Genomic DNA, 23,354 nt, shown 5'->3' on the forward strand with positions numbered 1-23,354 from the left:
ATGATAAGCCTTGAATTGATCCTGGCCTGCTTGCTGGGAGGCGCGCTTATTGGCTACACCGGTGGTGTCCTGGGCATTGGAGGCGGTTTGCTGGCTATCCCCTTGCTTGGCCTGGTGTTGGGCATGGACCAGCAAACAGCTCAAGGTACGGCGCTGATTATGGTGGTGCCCGCCGTGCTCATGACCGTGCGTCAGTACCATCGTCACAATCATATCGATTTTCGCCGGGCCGCCTTGGGGGCCATGTCTTCCATGCTCTTTACCTGGCTGGGCGCACGTCTGGCGCTGGGCATGGATGCCATCTTGCTGCGCCGTATCTACTCGTTATTTGTGATGGCGATCGCCTTGTATTATTTTGATCAGAGTTTGGGCTTTTCGCGGCGGCGCCGTCGCACTGGGACACCGCGGCCAGACCCGCAATCTTTTGGTCAAGCCTGGTATGTCGCCGTTGGCATGATGGCCGGTTTGGCGGGGGGGGTATTCGGGGTGGGGGGCGCAGTCCTGGTGGTGCCGTTTCTGACCAGCCGCATGGGCTACAGCCAGACCGGCGCACAAGGGTTGGCGCTGTCCATGATTATTCCGGGCACCCTGGTTGCATTGGCAACCTACGCATTTCATGGTCAGGCCGCCTGGCAGGTCGGTATTCCCCTGGCGGTGGGCAGTTTGATGCTGGTACCTTTCGGTGTACGGCTGGCCCACCGGCTGCCCGAGAACCGCCTGAAGTTTATTTTTGCCTGCATGTTGGTACTGATCATGGCCTTGTTGCTGGTCCGAGCCTGAGGAGCCGTTGTGAGCGCCCAATCCGAAATTGTCTATTCTTTGCCGGGGGGCGGTGCCCTGCTGGCACCGGAGCTGGCCAAGCAGCTGGATCTGGAACCCCAGGCCTTACAGCGCTGGTTCGAGGCCGCCTCCTACGGTGATCAGGCCAGTAAAGTGGGCCAGGGTGGCCGACAGGCCGCCTGGTTTGTGAACGGGCCCTTTGGCCAGGCTGTGCTGCGTCACTATCGCCGTGGTGGTCTGGTGGCCCGCTTCAATGAATCGGCCTACCTGTGGCAAGGGGCCTCGCGCACTCGCAGTTGGCGAGAATTTCAGGTGATGTCTTATTTGCACAACAAGGGTTTGGCCGTTCCCAAAGTGCTGGCCGGGGCATGGTGGCAACACGGTTTTTGCTACCGTGCGGCCTTGATAAGCCAGCGGGTGCCCGATGTGCAGCCTTTGAGTATGTGCCTGGACCGAGCCCGCCCCGAAGCGGTGGCGCACGAGATTGTCCGCATGCATCAATTCGAGGTTTGGCACGCTGACCTTAACGCCTACAATATTTTGCTGGATGCGAATGACAAAGTCTGGCTGATCGATTTTGACCGAGCACGACAGGGGCCTGTCAGCCCCGCCCAGGCGCTGGGCAATGTGCAACGTCTCAGGCGATCCTTGCTCAAAGTGTGTGGGTCGCAGGGCGACAGGTGGTGGCAGCAGATGTTTTCAGCTTACCGTCACGAAACGCAGCGTTAATTACGACTACGGGCTTTAAAAAAGCTTTATCATCTCGCCTTTTGGGTTTTTCGCTTTCGATAGGAAGGGGACTCGCGATGTCTTTTGGGATGAACACACCACAGGTGCTCGCTGGCCTGCTGGCCGCTGCCGCCATCATGCCTGTTGCACAGGCGCAGAATCAGGTTGTTAACGTTTATAACTGGGCTGAATATACAGCTCCCGACACCTTGTCCGGCTTTCAGAAAGCCACTGGGATTACCGTGCGGTATGACGTTTATGACAATAACGACACCTTGCAGGCCAAGCTGTTGACGGGTAAGTCGGGCTATGACGTCGTGGTCCCGTCCACCCATTACGCAGCCCGTCAGATCGAAGGTGGTTTGTTCCAGAAGCTGGATAAAAGTCAGATCCCCAACTGGTCTCACCTGGACCCGGACATCATGGCCCTGCTCTCGGATGTGGACCCGGGAAATGAGTATCTGATTCCCTGGGGTTACGGCACCAATGGCCTGGGCTACAACGTTACCAAGGTCAAGGAAATCATGGGCGAGCAAGTCGACCTGGGGAACTGGGACATGCTGTTCAAGCCTGAAAATGCCGAAAAACTGAAAGGCTGTGGCATTTCCATTCTGGATGAAGCCGCGCAGGTTTTTCCGGCCGTCCTGCACTACATCGGCAAAGACCCCAACAGCAGCAACGAGGCCGATTATCGTGAGGCTCTGGATCTGCTCAAACAGATTCGTCCATACGTGCGTCAGTTCAGCTCTTCGGGTTATATCGATGAGCTGGCCGCGGGCGATCTGTGCATGGTCTACGGTTTTTCCGGCGATGTCATGATCTCTGCCGACCGTGCGCGTCAGGCCAACAAACCCTACGCCATTGACTACTACATACCCAAAGGCGGGGCGCCGGTCTGGTTTGACACCATGGCCATTCCCAAGAGCGCGACCAATGTGAAAGAGGCGCATGCCTTTATCAACTACATTGAAACGCCGGAAGTACACGCCGCCATTACCAACACCATGTTCTACCCGAACGCCAATAAAGATGCGCGCGAGTTCGTGGTCAAGGAAGTGGCCGACAACCCCATGATTTACCCATCGCCCGAAGTCTCCAAGACTTTGTTCGTAATCAAACCGCAGCCATTGAAGGTGCAGCGTTTGCAAACGCGCCTGTGGGCTGAACTCAAGTCTGGACGTTAGGCATCATGCAAGATATCCGTACCGGAACCTCGCCCTGGATGGATGGCGAGGACGCTTTCGTGCGTGTGGACGAAGTCGTCAAGATTTTTGGCGACACCGTGGCTGTCCAGTCCGTGAGTCTGGACGTGGCCCGTCACGAGATTTTTGCCCTGCTGGGCAGTTCGGGCAGTGGCAAGTCGACCTTGTTGCGTATGCTGGCTGGATTCGAGGAGCCGACTTCCGGTCGGATTTATCTGGATAATGAGGACATTACCGACCTGCCGCCCTACCGGCGGCCGGTCAATATGATGTTCCAGTCCTATGCGCTGTTCCCGCATATGTCGGTCGAGGCCAATGTGGCCTTTGGCCTGAAGCAGGAAGGCGTGCCTCGCAACGAAATCCATGAGCGTGTCTTTGAGGCGCTGGATCTGGTGCAGATGGCTGGCTTTTCACGCCGCAAACCCAACCAGTTGTCAGGCGGGCAGCAACAGCGTGTCGCTCTGGCGCGTAGCCTGGTCAAGCGTCCCAAGCTGCTTTTGCTGGACGAACCCATGTCCGCCCTGGACAAGCAGATTCGTCAGAAGACGCAGATTGAACTGGTCAAAATCCTGGAACGCGTGGGCGTGACCTGCATTATGGTGACCCACGATCAGGAAGAGGCCATGACCATGGCCAGTCGTCTGGCAGTCATGTCGGATGGCCAGATCATCCAGTCGGGTACGCCGTACGATGTGTATTCCTTTCCGAACTCGCGCTTTGTGGCGGGCTTTATCGGTTCCACCAATCTGTTTACCGGTGTGGTGACGGTGGACGAGCCCGATCATGTGCATATCGAGTGCGAGGAGTTAAGCCGTCCGCTGTACGTTAGCCACGGGATCAGCGAGCCGCTGGGCATGGACGTGTACGTGTCCATCCGCCCTGAGCAGATCAAGGTCAGCCGCGAGCTGCCCTCCGAAGATACCAACTGGGGCCACGGCATCGTGACCCACGTGTCCTGGATGGGCAGCTACACCCGCTACCAGATCCGTCTGGATGCCGGCATGCTGATCGAAGCGCAAATGCCCAGTGGCACTTTGGCTCAACCCGACGCACCTGGCGTGGACGAAGAGGTCTACGTGTCTTGGTCTGATGACAGCGTAGCGGTGCTGAGCACATGAAAAATCTGTCCTGGCGCAAACTGCTGCCCACCAGTCGTACGCTGGTGGTGGCGCCCACGTTTTTGTGGATGATCCTGTTTCTGCTGGTGCCCTTTTTACTCGTGCTCAAGATCAGCTTTGCCGATCTTGATTTTGGGGTGCCGCCTTACACACCGTTGGCCCAGATTGCCGATGAAAGCATTTCCTTCGTGCTGAACCTGCGCGGGTATATTTTGCTGTTCAGCGACAATCTGTATCTGGCTACCTATTTCAGCTCCCTGAAGATGGCTGCGGTTACCACGATCTTCTGTGTGCTGATCGGCTATCCGGTGGCCTACTATATCGCCCGCTCGTCGCCGGCCGTTCGCAGCCTGCTGTTGCTGGCTGTGATTTTGCCCTTCTGGACATCCATGCTCTTGCGCGTGTATGCCTGGGTGGGCATTTTGCGTGGTGATGGTTTGCTTAATCAGGCATTGATGGGACTGGGGCTGATTGATGCTCCCTTGGAAATCTACCGTACCGATCTGGCGGTGTATATCGGTCTGATCTACGCGTATCTGCCGTTTTTTATCCTGCCCTTGTATGCCAATCTGGTCAAACTGGATATGCGCCTGCTTGAGGCGGCCTACGACTTGGGTGCCCGACCCTGGTCGGCTTTCTGGAACGTCACCTTGCCCATGTCCATGTCGGGTGTGGTGGCCGGTGCCATGCTGGTGTTTATCCCGGCGGTTGGCGAATACGTGATTCCGGAAATGCTGGGGGGTGCCGATACCTTGATGATGGGCCGGGTCATGTGGACGGAGTTTTTCAATAATGCCGATTGGCCGATGGCTGCGGCGGTAACCTGCGTGATGGTCTTGCTGCTCATCATTCCCTTGATCCTGTTCCAGTACAGCCAGATGCGACAAATGGAAGCACAGCGGGGAGGCCGTCGATGACCAAACCCAATCCCTGGTTGCGTGCCCTGGTCCTGACATTGGGCTTTGGCTTTCTCTACATTCCGATTCTGTTCCTGATCGTCTTTTCATTTAATGATTCGGCCATCATGACCTCCTGGTCGGGTTTTTCTTTTCGCTGGTACGAGTCCCTGTTTCAGGACAGGGCTTTGCTCAGTGCTGCCAAGCTGTCTTTTCTGATTGCGGTACTGACAGCGAGCATGGCCACGATTCTGGGTACCTGGGCTGCCTATGTGCTCGCGCGCATGGGGCGTTTTAAGGGCTTTGCCCTGTACATTGGCCTTGTCAGTGCTCCGCTGGTCATTCCGGAGGTGGTGCTGGGCATATCCCTGCTGCTGATGTTTGTGGAGCTGAACGCTTTGTTTGGCTGGCCGGAGCAAAACGGTATCTTCACCATCTGGATCGGGCACGTGGTGCTGTGTACCGCGTATGCCACGGTGATTTTGCAGTCGCGTATGCGTGAGCTGGATCGCTCGCAGGAAGAGGCGGCGCTGGACTTGGGCGCCACGCCCTTGAAAGCATTTTTCCAGGTTGTTCTGCCCTCGATTGTGCCGGCCTTGATGGCCGCCTGGTTGCTGGCCTTTACTCTGTCGCTCGACGATGTGGTGATTGCCTCTTTCCTGTCTGGCCCGGGCTTTACTACCTTGCCTGTGGAGGTGTTTTCGCGCGTACGTCTGGGCCTCAAGCCCGAGATTAACGCCCTGGCAACGTTGCTGATTTTGGTCATTGGTATTTTTGTCGTGTTCGCCAATCGCCTGCAGGCACGCCGCGAGCGCCGCGCTTGATTGATAAGGAGTTCTGCCATGTTCACCATGTACGGTTTGAAAAATTGCAGTACCTGCCAAAAGGCCATCGCCTGGTTTGAGCAAAACGGCCTGTCGCTCAGTTTTGTGGATTACCGCGAGCATCCTTTGGAAGCGGCTCGTTTGCAGCAATGGGCGCACGAGCTGGGTGGCTGGCCCAAGCTGGTCAACCGGGCTTCCATGACCTGGCGCAATCTGCCTGCGCAACGCAAAGAGCCGCAGGACGATGCCCAATGGCTGGCTTTGATTGCCGAGTTTCCCGCCTTGGTACGCCGCCCCTTGCTGATTACACCTGACGGTGAGGTCAGCGTGGGTTTCAATGAAGGCAAGTTTGCCGCTCGTTTTCTTAAATAAACCATGGGGGGCCAAGCCCCCCGATTTTTATATCTGCCATGTACACACAGTCCGAACTCAAACAACAGGTGGCGCAGGCCGCAGTTGAATACGTCCTTCCTTTCCTGACGCCTGATTCCATCTTGGGTGTGGGTACCGGTTCCACGGTCGATTTGTTTATTGATGCGTTGGCGACCCACAAGCATGCCTTCAAAGCCGCAGCGTCCAGCTCGGAGCGCTCGACGGCTCGTCTGCAAAGCCTGGGTATTGCGGTGCAAGACCTCAACACCATCGAACGCATGGACTGGTATGTGGATGGTGCAGACGAAATCGATGCGGCGCTGAACATGACCAAGGGAGGCGGCGGCGCCTTGACCCGCGAAAAAATCGTGGCTTCAGTGTCGGACAAGTTCCTGTGCATCGTGGACGAGAGCAAGCTGGTGGAGCGCCTGGGCGCGTTTCCCTTGCCGGTGGAAGTCATCCCCATGGCTAAAAACGCTGTTGCCCGTCAGCTGCGTGCCCTGGGTGGCACTCCTGTCGAGCGTGCGGGCTTTGTCACCGATAACGGTGGCCTGATTCTGGACGTGTCCGGTCTGTCCATTGAGGACCCGGCAGCCTTGGAGGCACGCATCAATAATATGCCTGGGGTGGTGTGTTGCGGCCTGTTCGCGATTGCGCCTGCCAGCGTGGCCTTGATTGCCGGTCAGCAAGGGGTGCGTACGCTCTTGGCTGACGGTTTCTGAATTTTAATGTCTCTGTCATAATCGGTGCTTAATCTATGAATGGATTAAGCGCTGGCGCGAGCCATTTTGCTGTTACAGAAGGCCACTATGAACGAACATACCAATAAGCAGTTTCACTCCGATCTGGAGGCTACCCGTTCACTGTTTTTGCAGATGGGCGGCATCGTTGAATCGATGGTCCGGAGTGCGACCGAAGCCTTGCAGACAGGGGATATGTCGCTGGTCGATCAGGTTCGCGAGCGTGAGAAAGAAATCAATCGCCTCGAGGTGGAGATTGACGAGCGCATCACCAACCTGATTGCCCGCAATCAGCCAACTGCCATTGACCTGCGCATGTTGCTGTCCATCTCCAAGATGCTGACCGATATGGAACGCTGCGGGGACGAAGCCGAGCGCATCGCCAAGATGGCGCGCCGTCTGCACGAAGGCACGGCAGGCTACGAGCCCGTTGTGGAGCTGCGCCACATGAGCGCCTCGGTCGCTGGCATGATCAACGATGTCCTCGATGCCTTTGCGCGTCAGGATGCGGTGCATGCGGCACAGATTGTGCGCAGTGACAAGGAAGTGGATCGTGAGTGGAAAGGTTCGTTGCGCCACATCATTACCTACATGATCGAGGACCCGCGCACGATCTCGCACTCCATCGACCTGATCTTTATTGCCCGTGCGCTGGAGCGCATTGGCGATCACGCCAAGAACATGGCGGAGCGGGTGATCTACATGGTTCGCGGCGATGATGTGCGTCACACGGGTGTGAAAAACACCGAACGAACAGCGCGTGGTGAGCCGTTGCCAGAGCCGGAATCTGAAGACAAAGTCTGATTCTGATTTGATGGGCCTGTGTGTTTCAAGCCTTGCATGCATCCATGCAAGGCTTGATTGCTTTCAGCACGTAGGGCGGCATCTGACTGCTGTGCCAGGACGGTAGGTTAAAAGCCCAGGCGATGGCCCAATGGTGCGCAGCCTGGGTAGAACCGGGTTCGAACGAGTACCGCGTCTTGCACGGTAATGAATGAGGGGTGCTCCCACCAGGTAGGGGTCAGGGTAGGACGTGCCAGCAGGTAGCCTTGTGCCCCCTGTGCACCGGAATGGCGCACAAGGTCCAGATCCGCCTCATTCTCCACGCCCTCAATGATGACATAGGCGCTGTAGTCGGCGCAGACATTGACCAAATTGCGCAGCAAGTGCGTGGGTTGGCCGGGGCGTCGTGCTCGAAGCAAAATCGAGCGATCAATTTTCACAATATCCGCGTGGGTCTGTACCAGAAAGGCCAGGGTGCTGTTGCCTGAGCCGGTATCGTCCAGAGCAATGCGCGCCCCCAGGTTTTGCAGCTGGGCGATAAGACGCAAGGCTGTGGGTTTGTGGGCAATGGAGCCTGTCTCTGTTATCTCCAGAATAAGGCGTTGAGCGACATCCGGCCGGCTGTCCAGGTAGCTGAAGAAATCCTGCCACCATAAATCATCCTGCAAAGAGCCGGCAGACAGGTTGGCCCCCAGACACAGGGCAGGGTCGGCATTGAGTAGCCCCACCACACTTCCGAGCACGCTGCGATCCAGGCGTGAAATCAGCCCCAGCCGCTCCATGGCAGCTATTGCGTCGGGTAAGGAATAGTCCGCGCCGCGCGAGTGACGAATCAGGGCTTCCTCATAGAAGGCGGCACCCTGATGTTTTGCGTCCAGGTGATAAATGGGTTGAAAGGCCAACGCTAACAAGCCGTCTTGCAGGTCGTCCAGCATCCGGACCGCCAGGTTCATATCGTCCCGATAGGTTCTGGCCCAGACCTTGTGCCAGACAGCCAGTGTGGCGGGGTGATGGTGAGAGCTGGGGTTAGGAACCGGTGGATGGAGCAGGTCCGTATCGTACTGGCGACTGTCGTAGTGATAGGCCACTTGAGTATGCAGATAAATGCGCTTGTCGCCCTGGCTGATGGGGTCGCACTCCAGAGCAGCGCCCAGCAACTGGGCCAGGGCATTGGGGTGGGCACGTTGAAAGCGCGCCTGACTGCTCAGGCGGTGCAAGGTGATCAGAACATAGTCTCCCTGGATAAGCACCTCTCCAGCGTTCAGACCGCAGTCCAGTAGTCGCTGCTGCACCGTATCCAGCACAAAGCGATGAAACTCAGAACCATACAAGGCCTGCAGATAACTGAGATTGACCAGCCATAAACGCAAGTGGGTGGAGTAGGGGGCAATCTCGGGTAAGTCTAGGCGGCACATGAACTTCTTTTCCTGTGGGTAAAGCAGTAAGCGGCTGTGCGGTTCAGTGGCTCGGCGTTTGGCGCGTGCTTGACTGCGCAGACATGAACACGTGAGGGGCCTGTTTGGCTTGAGGGTCGGCAAACCGGTTATGGCTTGGCGTAGAAGTGGACCAAGGTAGGGGGCGGCTCTGGACAGGGTGTTCCTTAGCCCGTTATTCCTGTGTTTGTACTGCGTCCGCTACCTGGCTTGGACTCCCTGAGCGTGTATCAAGGCCAGCCGTGATTTTGTGCCTTGGGGCCCTGAGTAGCTTTTAAAAATGCTTTTTTCTTTTGATTTTTGACCAGTCTGAAACGTAATTGTGGCGGAGGGTTTCATTTATTTACGTTCCTCTCGGGGGGGAAGTGCTGGGCGGAGGCGTGCGCAAAGAGGGAGGGCGGTGAGTGGAGAGCAATAAATAACCCCCGGAGCACGATGAACATGCTCCGGGGGCGGGTGTGTGGCCTGCTGGTACGTTTAGGCCTGGGGGGCGGTAAAGCCGTCGGCTTCCACGTCCTTGTCTTCAAACAGATATTGTTCCATCTGCTCTTTCAGGTAGCTGCGGGCACGGGCGTCAGCCAGATTCAGGCGGTTTTCATTGACCAGCCGGGTTTGCACTTCCATCCAGTTGGCCCAGGCCTGTTTGGAGATCGAGCGCCAGATTTTGGTGCCCAGCTCGCCCGGATAAGGGGGGAACTCCAGGCCCTCGGCTTCCTGCTTGAGCTTCACACAGTGAATCATGCGTGCCATACGTATTCCTTTTTAATCAAATGCTTGAATGCGCGTATTGTACTGAGGGCATGGAGGCCGTCAAACCGGCCTGGAGTCGCTCAGCACGCCAGCTTATAGCTTCTTGATGAAAACCATGCTGTTGCGCGAACGGTTGTAATGCGATTGCTTGCCTTTGGGCAGATCCGACACACCGCCTTGGACAAACCCCCGTTTGATAAACCAGTGAGAGGTGCGGGTAGTGAGCACAAACAGGCGCTTGAAGCCCGCTGCACGAGCCTTGGCCTCGGTGTGACGCAAGAGGATTTCGCCTTCGCCCGAGCCCTGCCATTCCGGGTGGACGATCAGGCAGGCCATCTCGGCCATGCGTTCTTCTTCGTAGGGAATCAGGGCGACACAGCCATAGATAATGCCGTCATGCTCCAGAACGGTGAAGCGTTCCACTTCACGCTCAATGACCGAACGGCCCCGAGGCACCAGGGTGCCGTCAATTTCCAGGGGTTCGATCAACTGCACAATCGCGCCCACATCGTCCAGATTGGCCGGGCGCAAATCGTCCAGCGTGTCTTCCACCACCATGGTTCCCACCCCGTCGTGGGTGAAGATCTCCAGCAAGATGCTGCCGTCTTGCTTGTAGGGCACCAGATGCGCACGGGCAATGCCGCGTTTGACGGCCTGGGAGGCATAGCGCAGGAACGTGGAGCAGTCCTGGTCAAGTTTGCCTGACGCCAGCAGGGCATCGGCATCGGCGCGGGCCAGTTCCGAATCAATATCCAGATTGTTGGAATGACCGATATGCTCGGGTGTCAGGAAAATCAGTTTTTCCGCACGCAGCGCAATAGCTGTGCTGGTAGCCAGATCTTCCATGTCCAGGGTGAAGGCCTCGCCGGTTGGGGAAAAACCCAGTGGGGAGAGTAGAATAAGCGCTCCTTGATTCAGGATGACGCGCATGGCGTCCACATCAAGTTTGCGCACCGCACCCGAATGCTTGAAATCCAGGCCGTCAATCACACCGACAGGACGTGCGGTTACAAAGTTGCCCGAAATAATGCGGATCTGGGCATGGGACATGGGGGTGTTGGGCAAACCCTGGCTGAAAGCAGCTTCAATATCCAGGCGAATTTCACCCGCAGCTTCTTTGGCACACTCCAGAGCGACGGCGCTGGTCGGTTCCGTTCCTCGTCCAAACTGGGTGGTCTCGCCTTTCAGGCGTAGCTGTTCATTGACCTGGGGGCGTGAGCCGTGCACCAGTACCAGCTTGATGCCCAGGGCCGACAGCAGCGACAAGTCCGGAATCAGGGTGTAGAGCAGTCCATCATTGATGAGCTCGCCCCCAAAGGCCACCACGAACGTCTTGCCACGAAAGTCGTGCACATAAGGCGCCACCTCTCTGAACCAGCGCACAAATTGTGCTTGGGATTCATCAGGTGTGTCGATGGCGTTGTACGAGTCGGGGATGTCTGTGTTCATTGCGGGGGATCTTTGCGTCCAAATGGTTTCAAGCCAAAATTATAATGATGTCTGTACCAGAAACTACCTTTCATGCACGAGTCCGACGAATTGACTGAAAACCCACACTCTTTACCAACAATTTCTTATCCTGATGACCTGCCCGTCAGCGCCCGTCGGGCCGAAATTGCCCAGGCAATCAAAGACCATCAGGTGGTCATTGTGTGTGGTGAAACCGGCTCGGGTAAAACCACCCAGTTACCCAAAATCTGCCTGGAGCTGGGCCGCGGCCTGCAAGGCAAGATGATTGGCCACACCCAGCCGCGTCGTCTGGCCGCCACCTCGGTGGCCAAGCGTATTGCCCAGGAGCTGCAATCCGAGATTGGTGACTGGGTAGGGTATCAGATCCGCTTTAACGACAAGACTGGACCGCGTTCTGCCATCAAATTGATGACAGATGGGATCTTGCTGGCTGAGTCCCAGCGCGATCCCTTGTTAAGCCGTTACGACACCATCATTATTGACGAGGCCCATGAACGCAGTCTGAACATCGACTTTCTGCTGGGTTTTTTAAAGCAGTTGCTGCCACGGCGTCCGGATCTGAAACTGATCATTACCTCGGCCACGATTGATGCCGAGCGCTTTGCACAGCATTTTGGTCAACAGGGCAAGAATGCGCCTGTGATCGAAGTATCAGGCCGCCTGTATCCCGTCGATATTGTGTATCGCCCGATTCTGGACCCGTCTTTAGTCGATGCCGAGGAACGTCGTTCTGCCTCCGAGGAAGAACGGGATCTGATGCAAGGCATCGTGGATGCGGTGCAGGAATGCGCCCGACACGGTACTGGCGATATTCTGGTGTTCCTGCCCGGCGAGCGCGAAATCCGTGAAGCCACCGAGGCGCTGGAAAAAGACAAACCCAGCAACACCGTGATCCTGCCCCTGTTTGCGCGTCTGTCTCAGGCCGATCAGGAGCGTATTTTCCGCCCCAAAGGCAATGCCCGCCGGGTGGTGCTGGCGACCAACGTGGCAGAAACCTCGCTGACTGTGCCCGGCATTCGCTTTGTGGTCGATAGTGGTCTGGCTCGCATCAAGCGCTACTCCTGGCGTAACAAGGTCGAGCAATTGCGTATCGAGGCGATCAGTCAGGCCTCGGCCAGTCAGCGGGCGGGGCGTTGCGGCCGTATTGGCCCCGGTATCTGTATTCGCCTCTACGACGAGCAGGATTTCAACAGTCGTCCTCCTTTTACCGATCCCGAGATTTTGCGTTCCTCGCTGGCGTCGGTAATTTTGCGCATGAAGGCCCTGCATCTGGACGATGTGGAAACCTTCCCCTTTGTAGAGCCGCCCACTGGCCGCGCGATTGCCGATGGGTATCAAATTTTGCAAGAGCTGGGCGCACTGGACGAGCAACAGCGCCTGACCAAGGTAGGCCGGTCGCTGGCCAAACTGCCCGTGGATCCGCGTGTGGCCCGCATGATTCTGGCCGGACACGAGCATCATTGTTTGACGGAAATGCTGATTGTGGCTTCGGCCATGTCCGTTCAAGATCCGCGTGATCGTCCTGTTCATGAGCGTGAAGCAGCCAACCAGGCTCACGCCCGTTTCAATGACGACAAGTCCGAGTTTCTGTCCTATGTGAAGCTGTGGAACTGGCTGGAAGAACTGTCGCAGGAACAAAGCTCGCAGCGCAAGTTTGCCAATAGCGTCAAACAGGCCTTGCTGTCGCCGCTGCGCATTCGAGAGTGGCGGGATGTCCACACCCAATTGCGCAGTCTGGTGCAGGAACAGCGCTGGGTCGCCAATCCCTCGCCGGCGACCTATGAGCAGGTGCATCTGGCCTTGTTGACCGGCTTGATCGGCAATATTGGCTACAAGAGCGAAGAAACCGGCGTCTATCAAGGCACGCGTGAATTGCGCTTTGTGATTCACCCCGGTTCCAAGCTGGTCAAAAAAGCGGGCCGCTGGATTCTGGCGGGCGAGCTGATGGAGACCACACGGCTGTTTGCTCGCTGTGTGGCCCGGATCGAGCCGCAATGGATTGAAAAAGTCGGTGCCCATTTGCTGCGCAAAACCTGGAGTGATCCGCGCTGGGAGAAGAAAGCCGGCCAGGTGGTTGCGAACGAGCGGGCGACCTTATATGGCTTATTGATTTACAGTGGCCGTCGCATTCACTTTGGCCGGATTGATCCGGTGCAGGCCCGCGAACTGTTTTTGCGTCAGGCCCTGGTACCGGGCGAAATAGATTCCAACCTGCCTTTCCTGCGCCATAACCGTCAGCAGATTCAGGCAGTGGAACGCCTGGAGCATCAATCGCGCCGTCCTGATATTTTGGTGGACGAGGAACTGATCTACGCTTTTTACGACCAGCGTATTCCCAAGGACGTGTATCAGACAGCCACGCTGGAAAAGTGGTTCAAGGGCCTGACCAAAGAACAGGCCAAGGGCCTGGAGCTAAACCGCGACGAGCTGATGCAGCATGACGCTGCCGGTATTACGACGGAAGTGTTTCCGCGTTCGGTCCAGTGGCAGGGCGTGAAAATGGCGCTCGACTACCACTTCGAGCCTGGTTCAGTGCGCGATGGAGTAACGCTCAGTGTGCCTTTGTTCGCCTTGAACCAGATCGATGCGGCCCGCTGCGAGTGGCTGGTGCCGGGCATGCTCAAGGAGAAGGTGTTGGCCTTGTTGAAGTCCTTGCCACAGCGTATCCGTCGTCACTGCGTGCCGCTGCCCGAATATGCGGCTGCTTTTCACCAACGCTGGTTCGACAAGGCATCCGATCCGGGCATGAGTTTGCTGGATGCGATATCCCAGGATATGTGGGAGCAGGTCAAGCAGCGGCCACAACGCAGTGACTTCAAGCCCGAGACGCTGGCCACCCACCTGTTCATGAACTTTCGGGTGATCGACGAGCATGGACGCATGTTGTCGGGCGGTCGTAATCTGGATCAGCTCAAAGCTGAGCACGGACGTCAGGCCCAGGCCTCGTTCCAGCAACTGGCGGCCAGTGATGAGCAGGTGGCGCAGGTGTTGGAGCATGAGCAACTGAACAGCTGGAGTTTTGGTGAACTACCCGAGCTCATGGAAATCAAGCGCAAGGGACGCAGCTTCATCGGGTACCCGGCCTTGATCGACAAAAAGACCCATTGCGATTTGGACGTATTTGACGATCCGGCCCAGGCCCAGCGTCATCATCGCCAGGGATTGCGACGCTTGTTCCGCTTGGCCTTGCGTGAGCAGGTACGCTTTCTGGAGAAGAACATAACAGACCTGACGCGGATCAGCATGCTCTATATCAATCTGGGTACGCAGGAGCAGTTACGTGATCAGATTATTGATGTGGCCCTGGAACAGTCCTGCATGATGGAGCCCTGGCCTAAGAATCAGGCCGAGTTTGAAACGCGTGTGCAAGAGGGGCGCAGCCGTCTGGGGCTGGTAGCCCAGGAGGTGGCGCGTCTGGCGGGCCAGATCCTGAATGAGTGGAGTGCGGCGCAAAAAAAACTGGCGCAGATTAAAGCACACCCCGAGGCATTGAAAGACATTCAACAGCAATTGAATGTCCTGATGCCCACCTTGTTTCTGGAAAGTAATGAGTATGCCCAGTTGGCACATATGCCGCGTTATTTGAAAGCCATCCAGACGCGGGTGGACAAGTTGCGCGCCGACCCGGCCCGCGATCAGCGTCTGATGCAGGACATGGCGCCCTTGCTGATGAAGTATCAACGTGCTGTTGCCGCTCTCAAAGGGGCCTCTGACCGCGGACTGCGCGATTTTCGCTGGATGCTGGAGGAGCTGCGTGTATCGTTGTTTGCCCAGGAGCTGCGCACGCCCATGCCGGTGTCGGTCAAGCGTCTGGAGAAAGCCTGGGCTGCGCTGCAGCGTTAGGCTCTTGGCGCTTCGGTGTTCCCCCCAGGCCCGCCTTCGGGCTGGCGACGCCCGGGCCGCTAGCCCCTCTCTGCGTCGATGAGCCTGCTTTTTAAGGCAGGCTCATCGGCTGCAGTCTTATTTCAGAGCCACCAATGTCGATCGGCTTAAGTACAATTCCATCATGAGCGAAATCACCCCTTCCTTTGTCCATTTGCGATCCCACTCGGAATTTTCCGTGGTGGACGGCATCGCCCGTATCCCCGAAATGATTAAAAAAGCGCAGGCCTATGGTCAGCCCGCGCTGGCCTTGACGGACCTGTCCAATTTGTTCGGGCAGATCAAGTTCTATACCTCGGCACGCAAAGCCGGGCTGAAAGCCATCATGGGATGTGATATCTGGCTGCAGAACGAGGAAGACCGTGAAAAACCGGCGCGCTTGCTGCTGCTGGTGCAAAACGAGGCGGGTTATTTAAGTCTGTGTGATATTTTGACTCGAGCCTGGCTGGGCAACCAGTACAAGGGGCGCGCCGAAGTGCAGCGTGCCTGGCTTAAGGAGTGCAGCGGTTTGATTGCGCTGTCCGGTGGCCGCATGGGGGATGTCGGCCAGGCCCTGGCCGATGGCAATCTGGAGTTGGCTCGTGAGTGTGCCCATCACTGGGAGTCCTTGTTCCCCGGCGCTTTTTATATCGAATTGCAGCGCAGTGGCGCGGACGGTGATGAGCTATACGTGCAGGCCGCCATGCGTCTGGCTGCGGAGCTGGACTTGCCGGTCGTGGCCACGCACCCGATTCAGTTCATTGCGCCAGAGGACTTTCGGGCTCACGAAGTGCGGGTGTGTATCGCCGAAGGCGAGCAGTTGGCCAATCCCAAGCGGGTCAAGCGTTTTACGCCGGAGCAGTACTTTCTGAGTACGGATGAAATGCAGCAGCGTTTTGCCGATGTTCCCGCTGCACTGGAGAACACGCTGGAGATTGCCAAGCGTTGCAATCTGGAACTGGAATTGGGCAAGCCTTATCTGCCCGATTTCCCAACGCCTGAGGGTATGTCGCTGGGCGACTTTCTGATTCAACAGGCCCAGCAAGGGCTGGAAAAGCGTTTGCTGCAGCTCTATCCCGATCCGGCCGAACGCGAAAAACAGCGTCCCACTTACGAGGAGCGTCTCTCTTGGGAATGCAACACCATCATTTCCATGGGTTTTCCGGGCTACTTCCTGATCGTGGCGGACTTTATCAACTGGGGCAAGCACAATGGCGTGCCCGTGGGGCCGGGTCGGGGATCGGGGGCGGGCTCCCTGGTAGCGTACAGCATGGGGATTACCGATCTGGACCCCTTGCGCTATGACTTGCTGTTCGAACGTTTCCTGAACCCTGAACGGGTCTCCATGCCTGACTTTGACGTGGACTTTTGTCAGGACAATCGCGAGCGCGTCATTGATTACGTCAAACAAAAATACGGTCGGCAGGCCGTCAGCCAGATCGCGACTTTTGGCACCTTGGGTGCGAAAGCGGTGGTGCGTGACGTGGGCCGGGTGCTGGAGCTGCCCTACAGCCTGTGCGATGGCTTGTCCAAGCTGATCCCGTTCAACCCTGCCGATCCGTGGACGCTGGAGCGGGCGCTGGCCGACGAGCCCGCCTTTCGCGAGCGTTACGAAAATGACGAGGAAGTCAAAGCGCTGATCGATCTGGCCCGTCCGCTGGAGGGGCTGACGCGCAGTGTGGGGATGCACGCCGGGGGCGTTTTGATTGCGCCGGGCAGGTTGATCGACTTTTGCCCCCTGTACGCGCAGCCAGGCCCGGACGCCAACGCCGTATCGCAATATGACAAGGACGATGTGGAGGCTGCCGGTCTGGTCAAGTTCGACTTTTTGGGCTTGCGCAACCTGACCATTCTGGATTGGGCGGTGCGCTATGTGCGCCAGTTCAACGCAGACAAGCGCGACTTTGACATCATGGCGCTGCCATTGGATGACGAGGCTTCCTACAAGCTCTTGTGCGAAGGAAATACCACGGCGGTGTTCCAGCTGGAATCGCGGGGCATGAAAGAGCTGCTGCGCAGTTTGCGGCCCTCAACCTTTGAAGACATCATCGCCATGCTGGCTTTGTATCGCCCGGGTCCGCTGGAGTCAGGCATGGTGGTGGATTTCGTGAACCGTAAACACGGTCGCGCCGAGGTCGATTATTTCCACCCTGATCTGGAAAGCACCCTGAGCAGCACTTACGGGGTCATTGTTTACCAGGAACAGGTGATGCTGATCTCGCAGATCATCGGTGGCTACTCATTGGGGGGCGCCGACTTGCTGCGCCGCGCCATGGGCAAGAAAAAGCCCGAGGAGATGGCCAAGCATCGTGTGCTGTTCCAGGAAGGGGCCGTCAAAAAAGGACACGACCCGGAACTGGCGGTCAAGCTGTTTGACCTGATGGAAAAGTTTGCAGGCTACGGCTTTAACAAGAGTCACTCTGCCGCCTATGCGCTGATCGCCTATCAGACGGCGTGGCTCAAGGCCCACCATCCCGCCGAGTTTCTGGCCGCCACCTTGTTGTCCGATATGGACGATACGGACAAGGTACAGATTTTCTGGAAAGACGCCCTGGCCAATGGCGTGGAAGTACTGCCACCCGATATCAATGCCTCCAATTACCGGTTTGAGCCGGTCAAGGATAGTTATACCGAAAAAGGCCTGCCGCCCCGCACCATGCGCTATGGTCTGGGGGCGGTTAAGGGAACCGGCCAGGCGGCAGTTGAGGCCATTGTGGAGGCTCGCAAACAAGGCGGTCCTTTTACCAGCCTGTTTGATTTCTGCCGTCGGGTGGATCGTCATCAGGTCAACAAGCGCACGATTGAGGCGCTGGTGCGGGCAGGCGCCTTTGACTCGATCGACGACAATCGGGCCGCCTTGCTGGCCAGTATTGGTGCCGCCACCGAGGCCGCGGAGCAGGCTGAACGCAGTGCCAATCAGTCCTCTTTGTTTGACGACGATTCCAACGATATTGTGGAAGGCGAAGTGGCCAAAGTGGCGCCGTGGAGTCTGCAGGATCGCTTGCGCCAGGAAAAGACGGCACTGGGTTTTTACTTCAGCGGTCACTTGTTTGATGCCTGGCGCGATGAAGTGCGCCGTTTTGCGCCCACACCACTGGCCCGTCTGGAGGCATCACGCAGTGCGCAGTGGTTTGCAGGAGTGCTCTCGGCCGTGCGTGTGCGCATGACCCGTCGTGGCAAGATGCTGTATGCCATGCTCGATGATGGCTCGGCCCAGTTGGAAGTCGCCATTTTCAATGAGCTGTTTGAAGAGCATCGTCAGCGTTTGAAAGAGGATCAGTTGGTCATCATTCAAGGCAAGGTCAGCAATGACGACTATACCGGCGGCCTGCGTATCAATGCGGATGCCATTTTTGATTTGCAACTGGCTCGCGAAGCGCGCGCCAGTTGTTTGAGCATCGGGTTGAATCATCATGCTGACGCGCAGCGTCTGCACAGTCTTCTGGCCCCGCACCGTGCTCAGGAGCAGGGCGGCGTGCCGGTTGAAGTGCAGTTACAGCGCCCCGATTATGAGTGTGTGGTTCAGTTGGGAGCCCAATGGCGCGTACGTCTGGCCGACTCCCTGCTGGAGCAACTGGAAGCATGGGACGCGACCACGGATGTGGAGATCAGCTACCGATGAAGCCGTTGCGCATTCTGCATTCGGAAGCCGCCACCAGTTTTGGCGGTCAGGAAAACTACATCCTGCATGCCATGCGCATTCTGCGAGAACGCGGGCATCAGGTAGAGGCGGCGTGTCAGCCGCATGCACAATTGACCGAACGGTTGCGTGATGAGGGCTTTGTTGTTCATACCTTGCTGATGGATGGTACGGCCAATTATCTGCGTGGCGTACGCCACTTGCGCCGCGTGTTGCGCCAGGGGCGGTTTGATGTCTTGAACAGTCACAGCCGTCGCGACACCATGTTGGCCGGCGTGGCAGCTCGTCTTGCGGGCACTCCCTTGATCGTGCGCACGCGCCATCTGGCCAAGAAGGTGGGCTCTTTGATGTCTTACACCATCGTGCCCAAGCGAGTGATTGCACCCAGCGCCTACGTGCGAGATCACCTGATCGAGCGGGGGGTGAAACCCGGGCAGGTGCAAGTGGTCTACCCCAGTGTCGACCCGGCGCGCATAGACCGTGCACCTGTGCTCGATTTGCGTGCGCAATTGGGGCTGGCCTCCGATACCTTGCTGGTGGGCTGTGTTGCCGTGTTGCGGCGCGATAAAGGGCATCATGAGTTGATTGTTGCCATGCAGACCTTGTTTGCCCGTTATCCCAAACTGCATCTGGTGCTGGTGGGAGGGGGGTCGCCGGGCTATGAGCAATTGCAAGCCCTGATTGCCAGTCTGGGCTTGCAGAGCCGTGTGCATTTGTTGGGAGCCCGTACCGACGTGCCGTCGATTCTTCCCAATCTGGATGTGTTCGCCCTGGCTACCCACATGGAAGCCTCGGGGACGGTCTTTGCGGAGGCAGGGTGTGCAGGCATTCCTGTTGTGGGAAGCCGCGTGGGCGGTGTGCCGGAAATGATGCAGGAGGGCCGTAGCGGTTTTCTGGTGGACCTGCACGATCAGCAGGCGTGGGGGGAGGCGTTGGAGCAATTGATTCAGAACCCCGGATTGCGACAGGAGATGGGCGCCGCTGGCCGCCTGTTCTGTCGTAGTGACGAGCGTTTTACGCCAGTTGCCATGGGCGATCGGCTGGAGGGCGCTTATTATCGCTGGCTAAAGGAGCTTCAGGGATGAAAGTGGCCCATACCGTGCCCGTGATGATGTATCACCATGTCACCCCGCAAGGGGGCATGATCAATGCCAGTCCCGAGCATTTCGAGCAGCATTTGCAATGGTTGAAGAAAAACGGCTGGACCAGCCTGACAAGCGCGCAGTTTGCTGGCCATTTGCAAGGTCAGGGCGTACCACCCAAATCGGTGTTGATTACCTTTGATGATGGTTACCTGGATAACTGGGTCTACGCCTATCCCTTGCTGAAAAAGTATGGCTTTAATGCCGTGATCTTCCTGGTGACAAGCTGGATCAACGAGGGGCCTGTGCGTCCTTGTCTGGGCCAGGGCCAGGAGTTGCCTGTATGCCCGGACCATCGGGAATGCGAAGCACGGATTGCCCAAGGCCGGAGCGATGAAGTGATTTTGCGCTGGAGTGAAATTCACGCTATGCAGGCCGATGGGGTGTTTGAGTTCCATAGCCATACCCATACCCATACTCGCTGGGATCTGAGTGAGCAGCGCGATCAAAAGAATGACAAGATGCGCTGGGAGCTGGAGCAGTCCCGCAAAACCCTGATCGCCAACATGGGAATGGTCTCAGACCAGTTGTGCTGGCCTCAAGGTTATTTTGATCCGGACTATGTGCAGCTCGCCCAGCAGGCGGGCTTTCGCTATTTGTACACAACGCGAGCCTTTGGCTCCAACCAGCCCGGCAGTGATCCTTTGCATATTTATCGTTTTGCGGTGCGCGATACCACGGGCGTGTCCGTCGGGCGCAGGCTGAACGTGGCGGTCCATCCCGTGATCGGGCCGATTTTCAACAGGTGGAAAGCATGGCGCCGTCGTCAACGACAGAAGTAACAGCAGTCGCCCCCTTGGGCAGCGGGGCGCGCCTGTCCGTTATCGTGATCACCAAAAATGAACAGACACATATTCGTGCCTGTCTGGAGTCGGTCGCGTTTGCGCACGAGATCATCGTGGTGGACTCCGGCAGCACGGATGAGACGGTGGAGATTGCTCGCGCCATGGGGGCGAAGGTTACGGTAACTTCCGACTGGCCTGGGTTTGGACCGCAGAAAAACCGGGCATTGGATCAGGCTACGGGCGACTGGGTGTTGTCCATTGATGCGGATGAGCGCGTCACCCCTGAGCTGGCGCAGTTGATTCAGCAGGAAATCGCCCAGCCTCAAGGCACGGCGTACCGGATCGCGCGCCTGTCCGAGTTTGCCGGGCGCTGGATGCGTCATAGTGGTTGGTGGCCGGATCGGGTCTTGCGCTTATTCAAGCGCGGTACGGCTCGTTTTAATGAGGCCAAAGTCCATGAAAGCGTACAGACTACCGCGCCCGTGCTCACTTTGGAAGGCTATTTTCTGCATTACCCCTATGCCAGTCTGGAAGTGTTTATTGACAAGATCAACCGCTATTCCTCGGATGCGGCGCGCCAGATGCAGGCCAAGGGCAAGACGACCAGCCTGCCCGCTATTGCAGGCCACGCCAGTTGGACGTTTGTGCGTCACTATGTCGTTCGGCGGGGTTTTCTGGATGGACCGCAGGGCTTTATCCTGGCCTGCATGGCCGCTTCAGGCAGTTTGTTTCGATATAGTAAGCTCTGGTATTACACCCGCCAGAAGTCTGATTAGCCCCTTATAATGCCGCCTATGATTCCGATACTTATGTACCATCAGGTCGGCGTGCCCGCGCCCAAAGGCTCGCCGTATCGTGGTTTGACCGTGCATCCCACCGACTTCCGGCGCCAGATGACCTGGCTCAAGCGCTTGGGTTACCGGGGCCTTTCCATGGCCCAGTTGATGCCGTACCTGCGCGGTGAAAAGCAGGGCAAGGTGGTGGGGATCAGCTTTGATGATGGCTATCGAAACGTCTTTCAGAACGCCATGCCGGTGCTGGACGAGTTGGGTTTTACCGCGACCAATTACATTGTTGCCCGTCATCTGGATGGCTCCAATTTCTGGGATCAGCCCAAAGGCGTACCGCATTCCGGTCTGATGTCCTTGCCCGAATTGCGGGCCTGGGTGAATGCTGGGCACGAAGCGGGTTCGCATACGCTCGATCATGTACATTTGACTGATGTCTCCTCGGAAATTGCGCATTACCAGATTGCGCAATCCAAGGCAGAGCTGCAAGAGGCGTTGCAAGTAGAGGTCAGCGCCTTTTGTTATCCCTATGGGGATCAGAATCAGGGGATTCGCGAGCAGGTGCGTCAAGCGGGCTACCTGAATGCCACCACCACCAACCGGGGGCTGGCCCGTCTCGATGATGATCTGTTTGACCTGCCACGTGTCACTGTCTCGCGTTCCACGAATATTTTGCGTTTCCTCCAAAAATGCGTGACGCGGCTGGAAGACAAGCGCCGGACGGTATCCCGCTCATGAGCTCAGGGCAAGCCCAGGATACTGACGTGGCGATTCCCGAGCGCCTGCGCATTGCGTTTGTGGTCGACCGCTTTGGCAACCGCTTCGGGGGCGCCGAGGCCTATGGCGTTGAACTGATGCGCGAGTTGGCGCAGCACCATGAAATCACTGTCTTTGCACGCGAATATGACAGCCGCTGCGACCTGAAGCTGGCCTATGTCCCTATCCGTCATTGGTCACGCTGGCCGGGCTGGATACGCGGTATCCTCTTTGCGCGCCAGGCGGCCAAGGCCACTGCCCAGGGCTTTGATATCGTTCATTCGCATATGAATGGTTGGTGTGGTGATGTGGAGGTCGTTCATGTGACCCCCGTTCGTTTTAACTGGCGGGTGCGGCCTTTGCCCTGGCTGAAAAAGCTGGGCTCGTATTTCAGCCCTCGGGTCTGGGGTTATCTGGGTTTGGAAAAGCGTCGTTTGCGTCCTGGACCGCATGCTGTTGTTGCGGTATCGGGATTGATTGCCGAGCAATTGCAGCAATCGTATGGCAATGTGCATGATTATCCGGTGATTGCTCCCGGTGTGCTTATGCCCAAAGCGGACCCTCAGGGAGTCGAGCGTGCCCGTGTTCGCGAGTCCCTGGGTTTTAACAAGGAACAGGTGGTGTGCCTGCTGGTGGCACGCAATCCGCTGCGCAAGGGCTTAAATACCGTCTTGCACGCCCTGGCGACACTACCCGATCATTACCGTCTGCTGGTTGTAGGAGGGAAACCAGGGCTGCGGGATCAAATTCGACAGCAGTTGCAGGCCTTGAACATGCAGGATCGCGTGATCTTGCAGGGGGAAACGTCCAACGTCGAACCGTTTTATCGTGCTGCCGATATTTACGTACACCCCACCCTGAATGACAGCTTTGGCATGGCGCCTTTAGAGGCTATGTCTTATGGCTTGCCCGTGGTCTTGAGTCCGGCCCCCTGGTGTGGCTTTGCCCAGTATGTGCAGGGTGGCTATCATGCGCTGTTGCTCAGCCATCCCGAAGATGCCCGGGAACTGGCCCAAGGTATCGAGGCAATCAGCAAAAATCCGGTGATGGCACGCAATCTGGTCGAAAATTCTCGTGAACTGCTTGTCCAGTTCAGTTGGCCGGCCGTGGCAGCGCGGTATCAAGACCTGTATCAAAAAGTGTTGCGTCGCCGCCAAGCATAAGGCTGCCCAAGACCCGTTTTTCTCTTTTACTGATATAAAAACGCCCGAGCTGGCGTTCAGTCATTGTTCAGCTTGTGAAATAGCGGATACACTTTGTGGCCGGTAGATGCTTGACCTGAGCA

Annotated in this window: 19 protein-coding genes; 16 read left to right on the forward strand and 3 right to left on the reverse strand. The window is 57.3% G+C overall.

What is annotated here, in order from left to right:
• From ACOZ42_RS05065 to phoU, 9 genes are all read left to right on the forward strand, one after another.
• Positions 1-780, forward strand: coding sequence for a sulfite exporter TauE/SafE family protein (locus ACOZ42_RS05065; RefSeq protein ID WP_003802423.1), 780 nt, complete (start codon positions 1-3; stop codon positions 778-780).
• A gap of 9 nt (positions 781-789) precedes the next feature.
• Positions 790-1,509: a 3-deoxy-D-manno-octulosonic acid kinase gene (locus tag ACOZ42_RS05070; RefSeq protein WP_003802422.1), complete on the forward strand. Its 720-nt coding sequence runs from the start codon at positions 790-792 to the stop codon at positions 1,507-1,509.
• An 89-nt stretch (positions 1,510-1,598) separates the two neighbouring features.
• Positions 1,599-2,693, forward strand: a complete 1,095-nt coding sequence (locus ACOZ42_RS05075; RefSeq protein ID WP_407927738.1) for a polyamine ABC transporter substrate-binding protein — start codon at positions 1,599-1,601, stop codon at positions 2,691-2,693.
• 5 nt (positions 2,694-2,698) lie between these two features.
• The gene (locus ACOZ42_RS05080; RefSeq protein ID WP_059318559.1) at positions 2,699-3,829 is read left to right on the forward strand and encodes an ABC transporter ATP-binding protein; all 1,131 of its coding nucleotides are present in this window, start codon (positions 2,699-2,701) and stop codon (positions 3,827-3,829) included.
• Positions 3,826-4,746, forward strand: a complete 921-nt coding sequence (locus ACOZ42_RS05085; RefSeq protein WP_003802419.1) for an ABC transporter permease subunit — start codon at positions 3,826-3,828, stop codon at positions 4,744-4,746. The genes ACOZ42_RS05080 and ACOZ42_RS05085 overlap by 4 nt, the downstream gene beginning before the upstream one ends.
• The gene (locus ACOZ42_RS05090; RefSeq protein ID WP_003802418.1) at positions 4,743-5,549 is read left to right on the forward strand and encodes an ABC transporter permease subunit; all 807 of its coding nucleotides are present in this window, start codon (positions 4,743-4,745) and stop codon (positions 5,547-5,549) included. Before ACOZ42_RS05085 ends, ACOZ42_RS05090 begins: the two co-directional genes overlap by 4 nt.
• Before the next feature lie 18 nt (positions 5,550-5,567).
• Positions 5,568-5,921 (forward strand): Spx/MgsR family RNA polymerase-binding regulatory protein, encoded by a 354-nt coding sequence (locus tag ACOZ42_RS05095; protein WP_003802417.1) that lies wholly within the window; start codon positions 5,568-5,570, stop codon positions 5,919-5,921.
• 38 nt (positions 5,922-5,959) lie between these two features.
• Positions 5,960-6,643 carry a ribose-5-phosphate isomerase RpiA gene (rpiA, locus tag ACOZ42_RS05100; protein WP_415302204.1) on the forward strand — a complete coding sequence of 228 codons (684 nt, stop codon included), beginning with the start codon at positions 5,960-5,962 and terminating at the stop codon, positions 6,641-6,643.
• A gap of 87 nt (positions 6,644-6,730) precedes the next feature.
• A complete protein-coding gene (gene phoU, locus ACOZ42_RS05105) occupies positions 6,731-7,465 on the forward strand; it encodes a phosphate signaling complex protein PhoU (RefSeq protein WP_003802415.1) in 735 nt (244 codons plus the stop codon).
• Positions 7,466-7,572: 107 nt separating this feature from the next.
• Here phoU and ACOZ42_RS05110 read toward each other — a convergent pair whose 3' ends face one another.
• From ACOZ42_RS05110 to argA, 3 genes are all read right to left on the reverse strand, one after another.
• Positions 7,573-8,859, reverse strand: a complete 1,287-nt coding sequence (locus tag ACOZ42_RS05110) for an EAL domain-containing protein (RefSeq protein ID WP_426345618.1) — start codon at positions 8,857-8,859, stop codon at positions 7,573-7,575.
• Between the two features lie 495 nt (positions 8,860-9,354).
• Positions 9,355-9,627 carry an oxidative damage protection protein gene (locus ACOZ42_RS05115; RefSeq protein WP_003802413.1) on the reverse strand — a complete coding sequence of 91 codons (273 nt, stop codon included), beginning with the start codon at positions 9,625-9,627 and terminating at the stop codon, positions 9,355-9,357.
• Between the two features lie 93 nt (positions 9,628-9,720).
• Entirely contained in the window at positions 9,721-11,076 is a 1,356-nt protein-coding gene (gene argA, locus ACOZ42_RS05120) for an amino-acid N-acetyltransferase (protein ID WP_003802412.1), read from the reverse strand.
• A 72-nt stretch (positions 11,077-11,148) separates the two neighbouring features.
• Between argA and hrpA the strand changes: the two genes are divergently transcribed.
• From hrpA to ACOZ42_RS05155, 7 genes are all read left to right on the forward strand, one after another.
• Positions 11,149-14,940 (forward strand): ATP-dependent RNA helicase HrpA, encoded by a 3,792-nt coding sequence (gene hrpA, locus ACOZ42_RS05125; protein WP_426345619.1) that lies wholly within the window; start codon positions 11,149-11,151, stop codon positions 14,938-14,940.
• Positions 14,941-15,103: 163 nt separating this feature from the next.
• Positions 15,104-18,580 carry a DNA polymerase III subunit alpha gene (gene dnaE / locus ACOZ42_RS05130; protein ID WP_426345620.1) on the forward strand — a complete coding sequence of 1,159 codons (3,477 nt, stop codon included), beginning with the start codon at positions 15,104-15,106 and terminating at the stop codon, positions 18,578-18,580.
• Positions 18,577-19,683, forward strand: coding sequence for a glycosyltransferase family 4 protein (locus ACOZ42_RS05135; protein WP_415302206.1), 1,107 nt, complete (start codon positions 18,577-18,579; stop codon positions 19,681-19,683). Before dnaE ends, ACOZ42_RS05135 begins: the two co-directional genes overlap by 4 nt.
• Positions 19,680-20,522 carry a polysaccharide deacetylase family protein gene (locus ACOZ42_RS05140; protein ID WP_003802408.1) on the forward strand — a complete coding sequence of 281 codons (843 nt, stop codon included), beginning with the start codon at positions 19,680-19,682 and terminating at the stop codon, positions 20,520-20,522. The genes ACOZ42_RS05135 and ACOZ42_RS05140 overlap by 4 nt, the downstream gene beginning before the upstream one ends.
• Positions 20,495-21,301, forward strand: a complete 807-nt coding sequence (locus tag ACOZ42_RS05145) for a glycosyltransferase family 2 protein (protein ID WP_426345621.1) — start codon at positions 20,495-20,497, stop codon at positions 21,299-21,301. Before ACOZ42_RS05140 ends, ACOZ42_RS05145 begins: the two co-directional genes overlap by 28 nt.
• Positions 21,302-21,334: 33 nt before the next feature.
• Positions 21,335-22,051 (forward strand): polysaccharide deacetylase family protein, encoded by a 717-nt coding sequence (locus ACOZ42_RS05150; protein WP_003802406.1) that lies wholly within the window; start codon positions 21,335-21,337, stop codon positions 22,049-22,051.
• The gene (locus tag ACOZ42_RS05155; RefSeq protein ID WP_131071419.1) at positions 22,048-23,232 is read left to right on the forward strand and encodes a glycosyltransferase family 4 protein; all 1,185 of its coding nucleotides are present in this window, start codon (positions 22,048-22,050) and stop codon (positions 23,230-23,232) included. The genes ACOZ42_RS05150 and ACOZ42_RS05155 overlap by 4 nt, the downstream gene beginning before the upstream one ends.
• Positions 23,233-23,354: the final 122 nt, after the last annotated feature.

Source organism: Alcaligenes sp. HNGD-HTN06 (assembly GCF_049932565.1).
GTDB classification, from domain to species: Bacteria; Pseudomonadota; Gammaproteobacteria; order Burkholderiales; family Burkholderiaceae_B; genus Alcaligenes; species Alcaligenes ammonioxydans.

What these genes read in the sequence shown, in the direction of transcription:
- ACOZ42_RS05155 (WP_131071419.1), top strand. Translation starts at nt 22,048, where the DNA reads ATGAGCTCAGGGCAAGCCCAGGATACTGACGTGGCGATTCCCGAGCGC.
- ACOZ42_RS05075 (WP_407927738.1), top strand. Translation starts at nt 1,599, where the DNA reads ATGAACACACCACAGGTGCTCGCTGGCCTGCTGGCCGCTGCCGCCATC.
- ACOZ42_RS05095 (WP_003802417.1), top strand. Translation starts at nt 5,568, where the DNA reads ATGTTCACCATGTACGGTTTGAAAAATTGCAGTACCTGCCAAAAGGCC.
- ACOZ42_RS05110 (WP_426345618.1), bottom strand. Translation starts at nt 8,859, where the DNA reads ATGTGCCGCCTAGACTTACCCGAGATTGCCCCCTACTCCACCCACTTG.
- phoU (WP_003802415.1), top strand. Translation starts at nt 6,731, where the DNA reads ATGAACGAACATACCAATAAGCAGTTTCACTCCGATCTGGAGGCTACC.
- ACOZ42_RS05090 (WP_003802418.1), top strand. Translation starts at nt 4,743, where the DNA reads ATGACCAAACCCAATCCCTGGTTGCGTGCCCTGGTCCTGACATTGGGC.
- ACOZ42_RS05115 (WP_003802413.1), bottom strand. Translation starts at nt 9,627, where the DNA reads ATGGCACGCATGATTCACTGTGTGAAGCTCAAGCAGGAAGCCGAGGGC.
- ACOZ42_RS05065 (WP_003802423.1), top strand. Translation starts at nt 1, where the DNA reads ATGATAAGCCTTGAATTGATCCTGGCCTGCTTGCTGGGAGGCGCGCTT.
- argA (WP_003802412.1), bottom strand. Translation starts at nt 11,076, where the DNA reads ATGAACACAGACATCCCCGACTCGTACAACGCCATCGACACACCTGAT.
- ACOZ42_RS05135 (WP_415302206.1), top strand. Translation starts at nt 18,577, where the DNA reads ATGAAGCCGTTGCGCATTCTGCATTCGGAAGCCGCCACCAGTTTTGGC.
- ACOZ42_RS05140 (WP_003802408.1), top strand. Translation starts at nt 19,680, where the DNA reads ATGAAAGTGGCCCATACCGTGCCCGTGATGATGTATCACCATGTCACC.
- hrpA (WP_426345619.1), top strand. Translation starts at nt 11,149, where the DNA reads ATGCACGAGTCCGACGAATTGACTGAAAACCCACACTCTTTACCAACA.
- ACOZ42_RS05145 (WP_426345621.1), top strand. Translation starts at nt 20,495, where the DNA reads ATGGCGCCGTCGTCAACGACAGAAGTAACAGCAGTCGCCCCCTTGGGC.
- ACOZ42_RS05150 (WP_003802406.1), top strand. Translation starts at nt 21,335, where the DNA reads ATGTACCATCAGGTCGGCGTGCCCGCGCCCAAAGGCTCGCCGTATCGT.
- ACOZ42_RS05080 (WP_059318559.1), top strand. Translation starts at nt 2,699, where the DNA reads ATGCAAGATATCCGTACCGGAACCTCGCCCTGGATGGATGGCGAGGAC.
- dnaE (WP_426345620.1), top strand. Translation starts at nt 15,104, where the DNA reads ATGAGCGAAATCACCCCTTCCTTTGTCCATTTGCGATCCCACTCGGAA.
- rpiA (WP_415302204.1), top strand. Translation starts at nt 5,960, where the DNA reads ATGTACACACAGTCCGAACTCAAACAACAGGTGGCGCAGGCCGCAGTT.
- ACOZ42_RS05085 (WP_003802419.1), top strand. Translation starts at nt 3,826, where the DNA reads ATGAAAAATCTGTCCTGGCGCAAACTGCTGCCCACCAGTCGTACGCTG.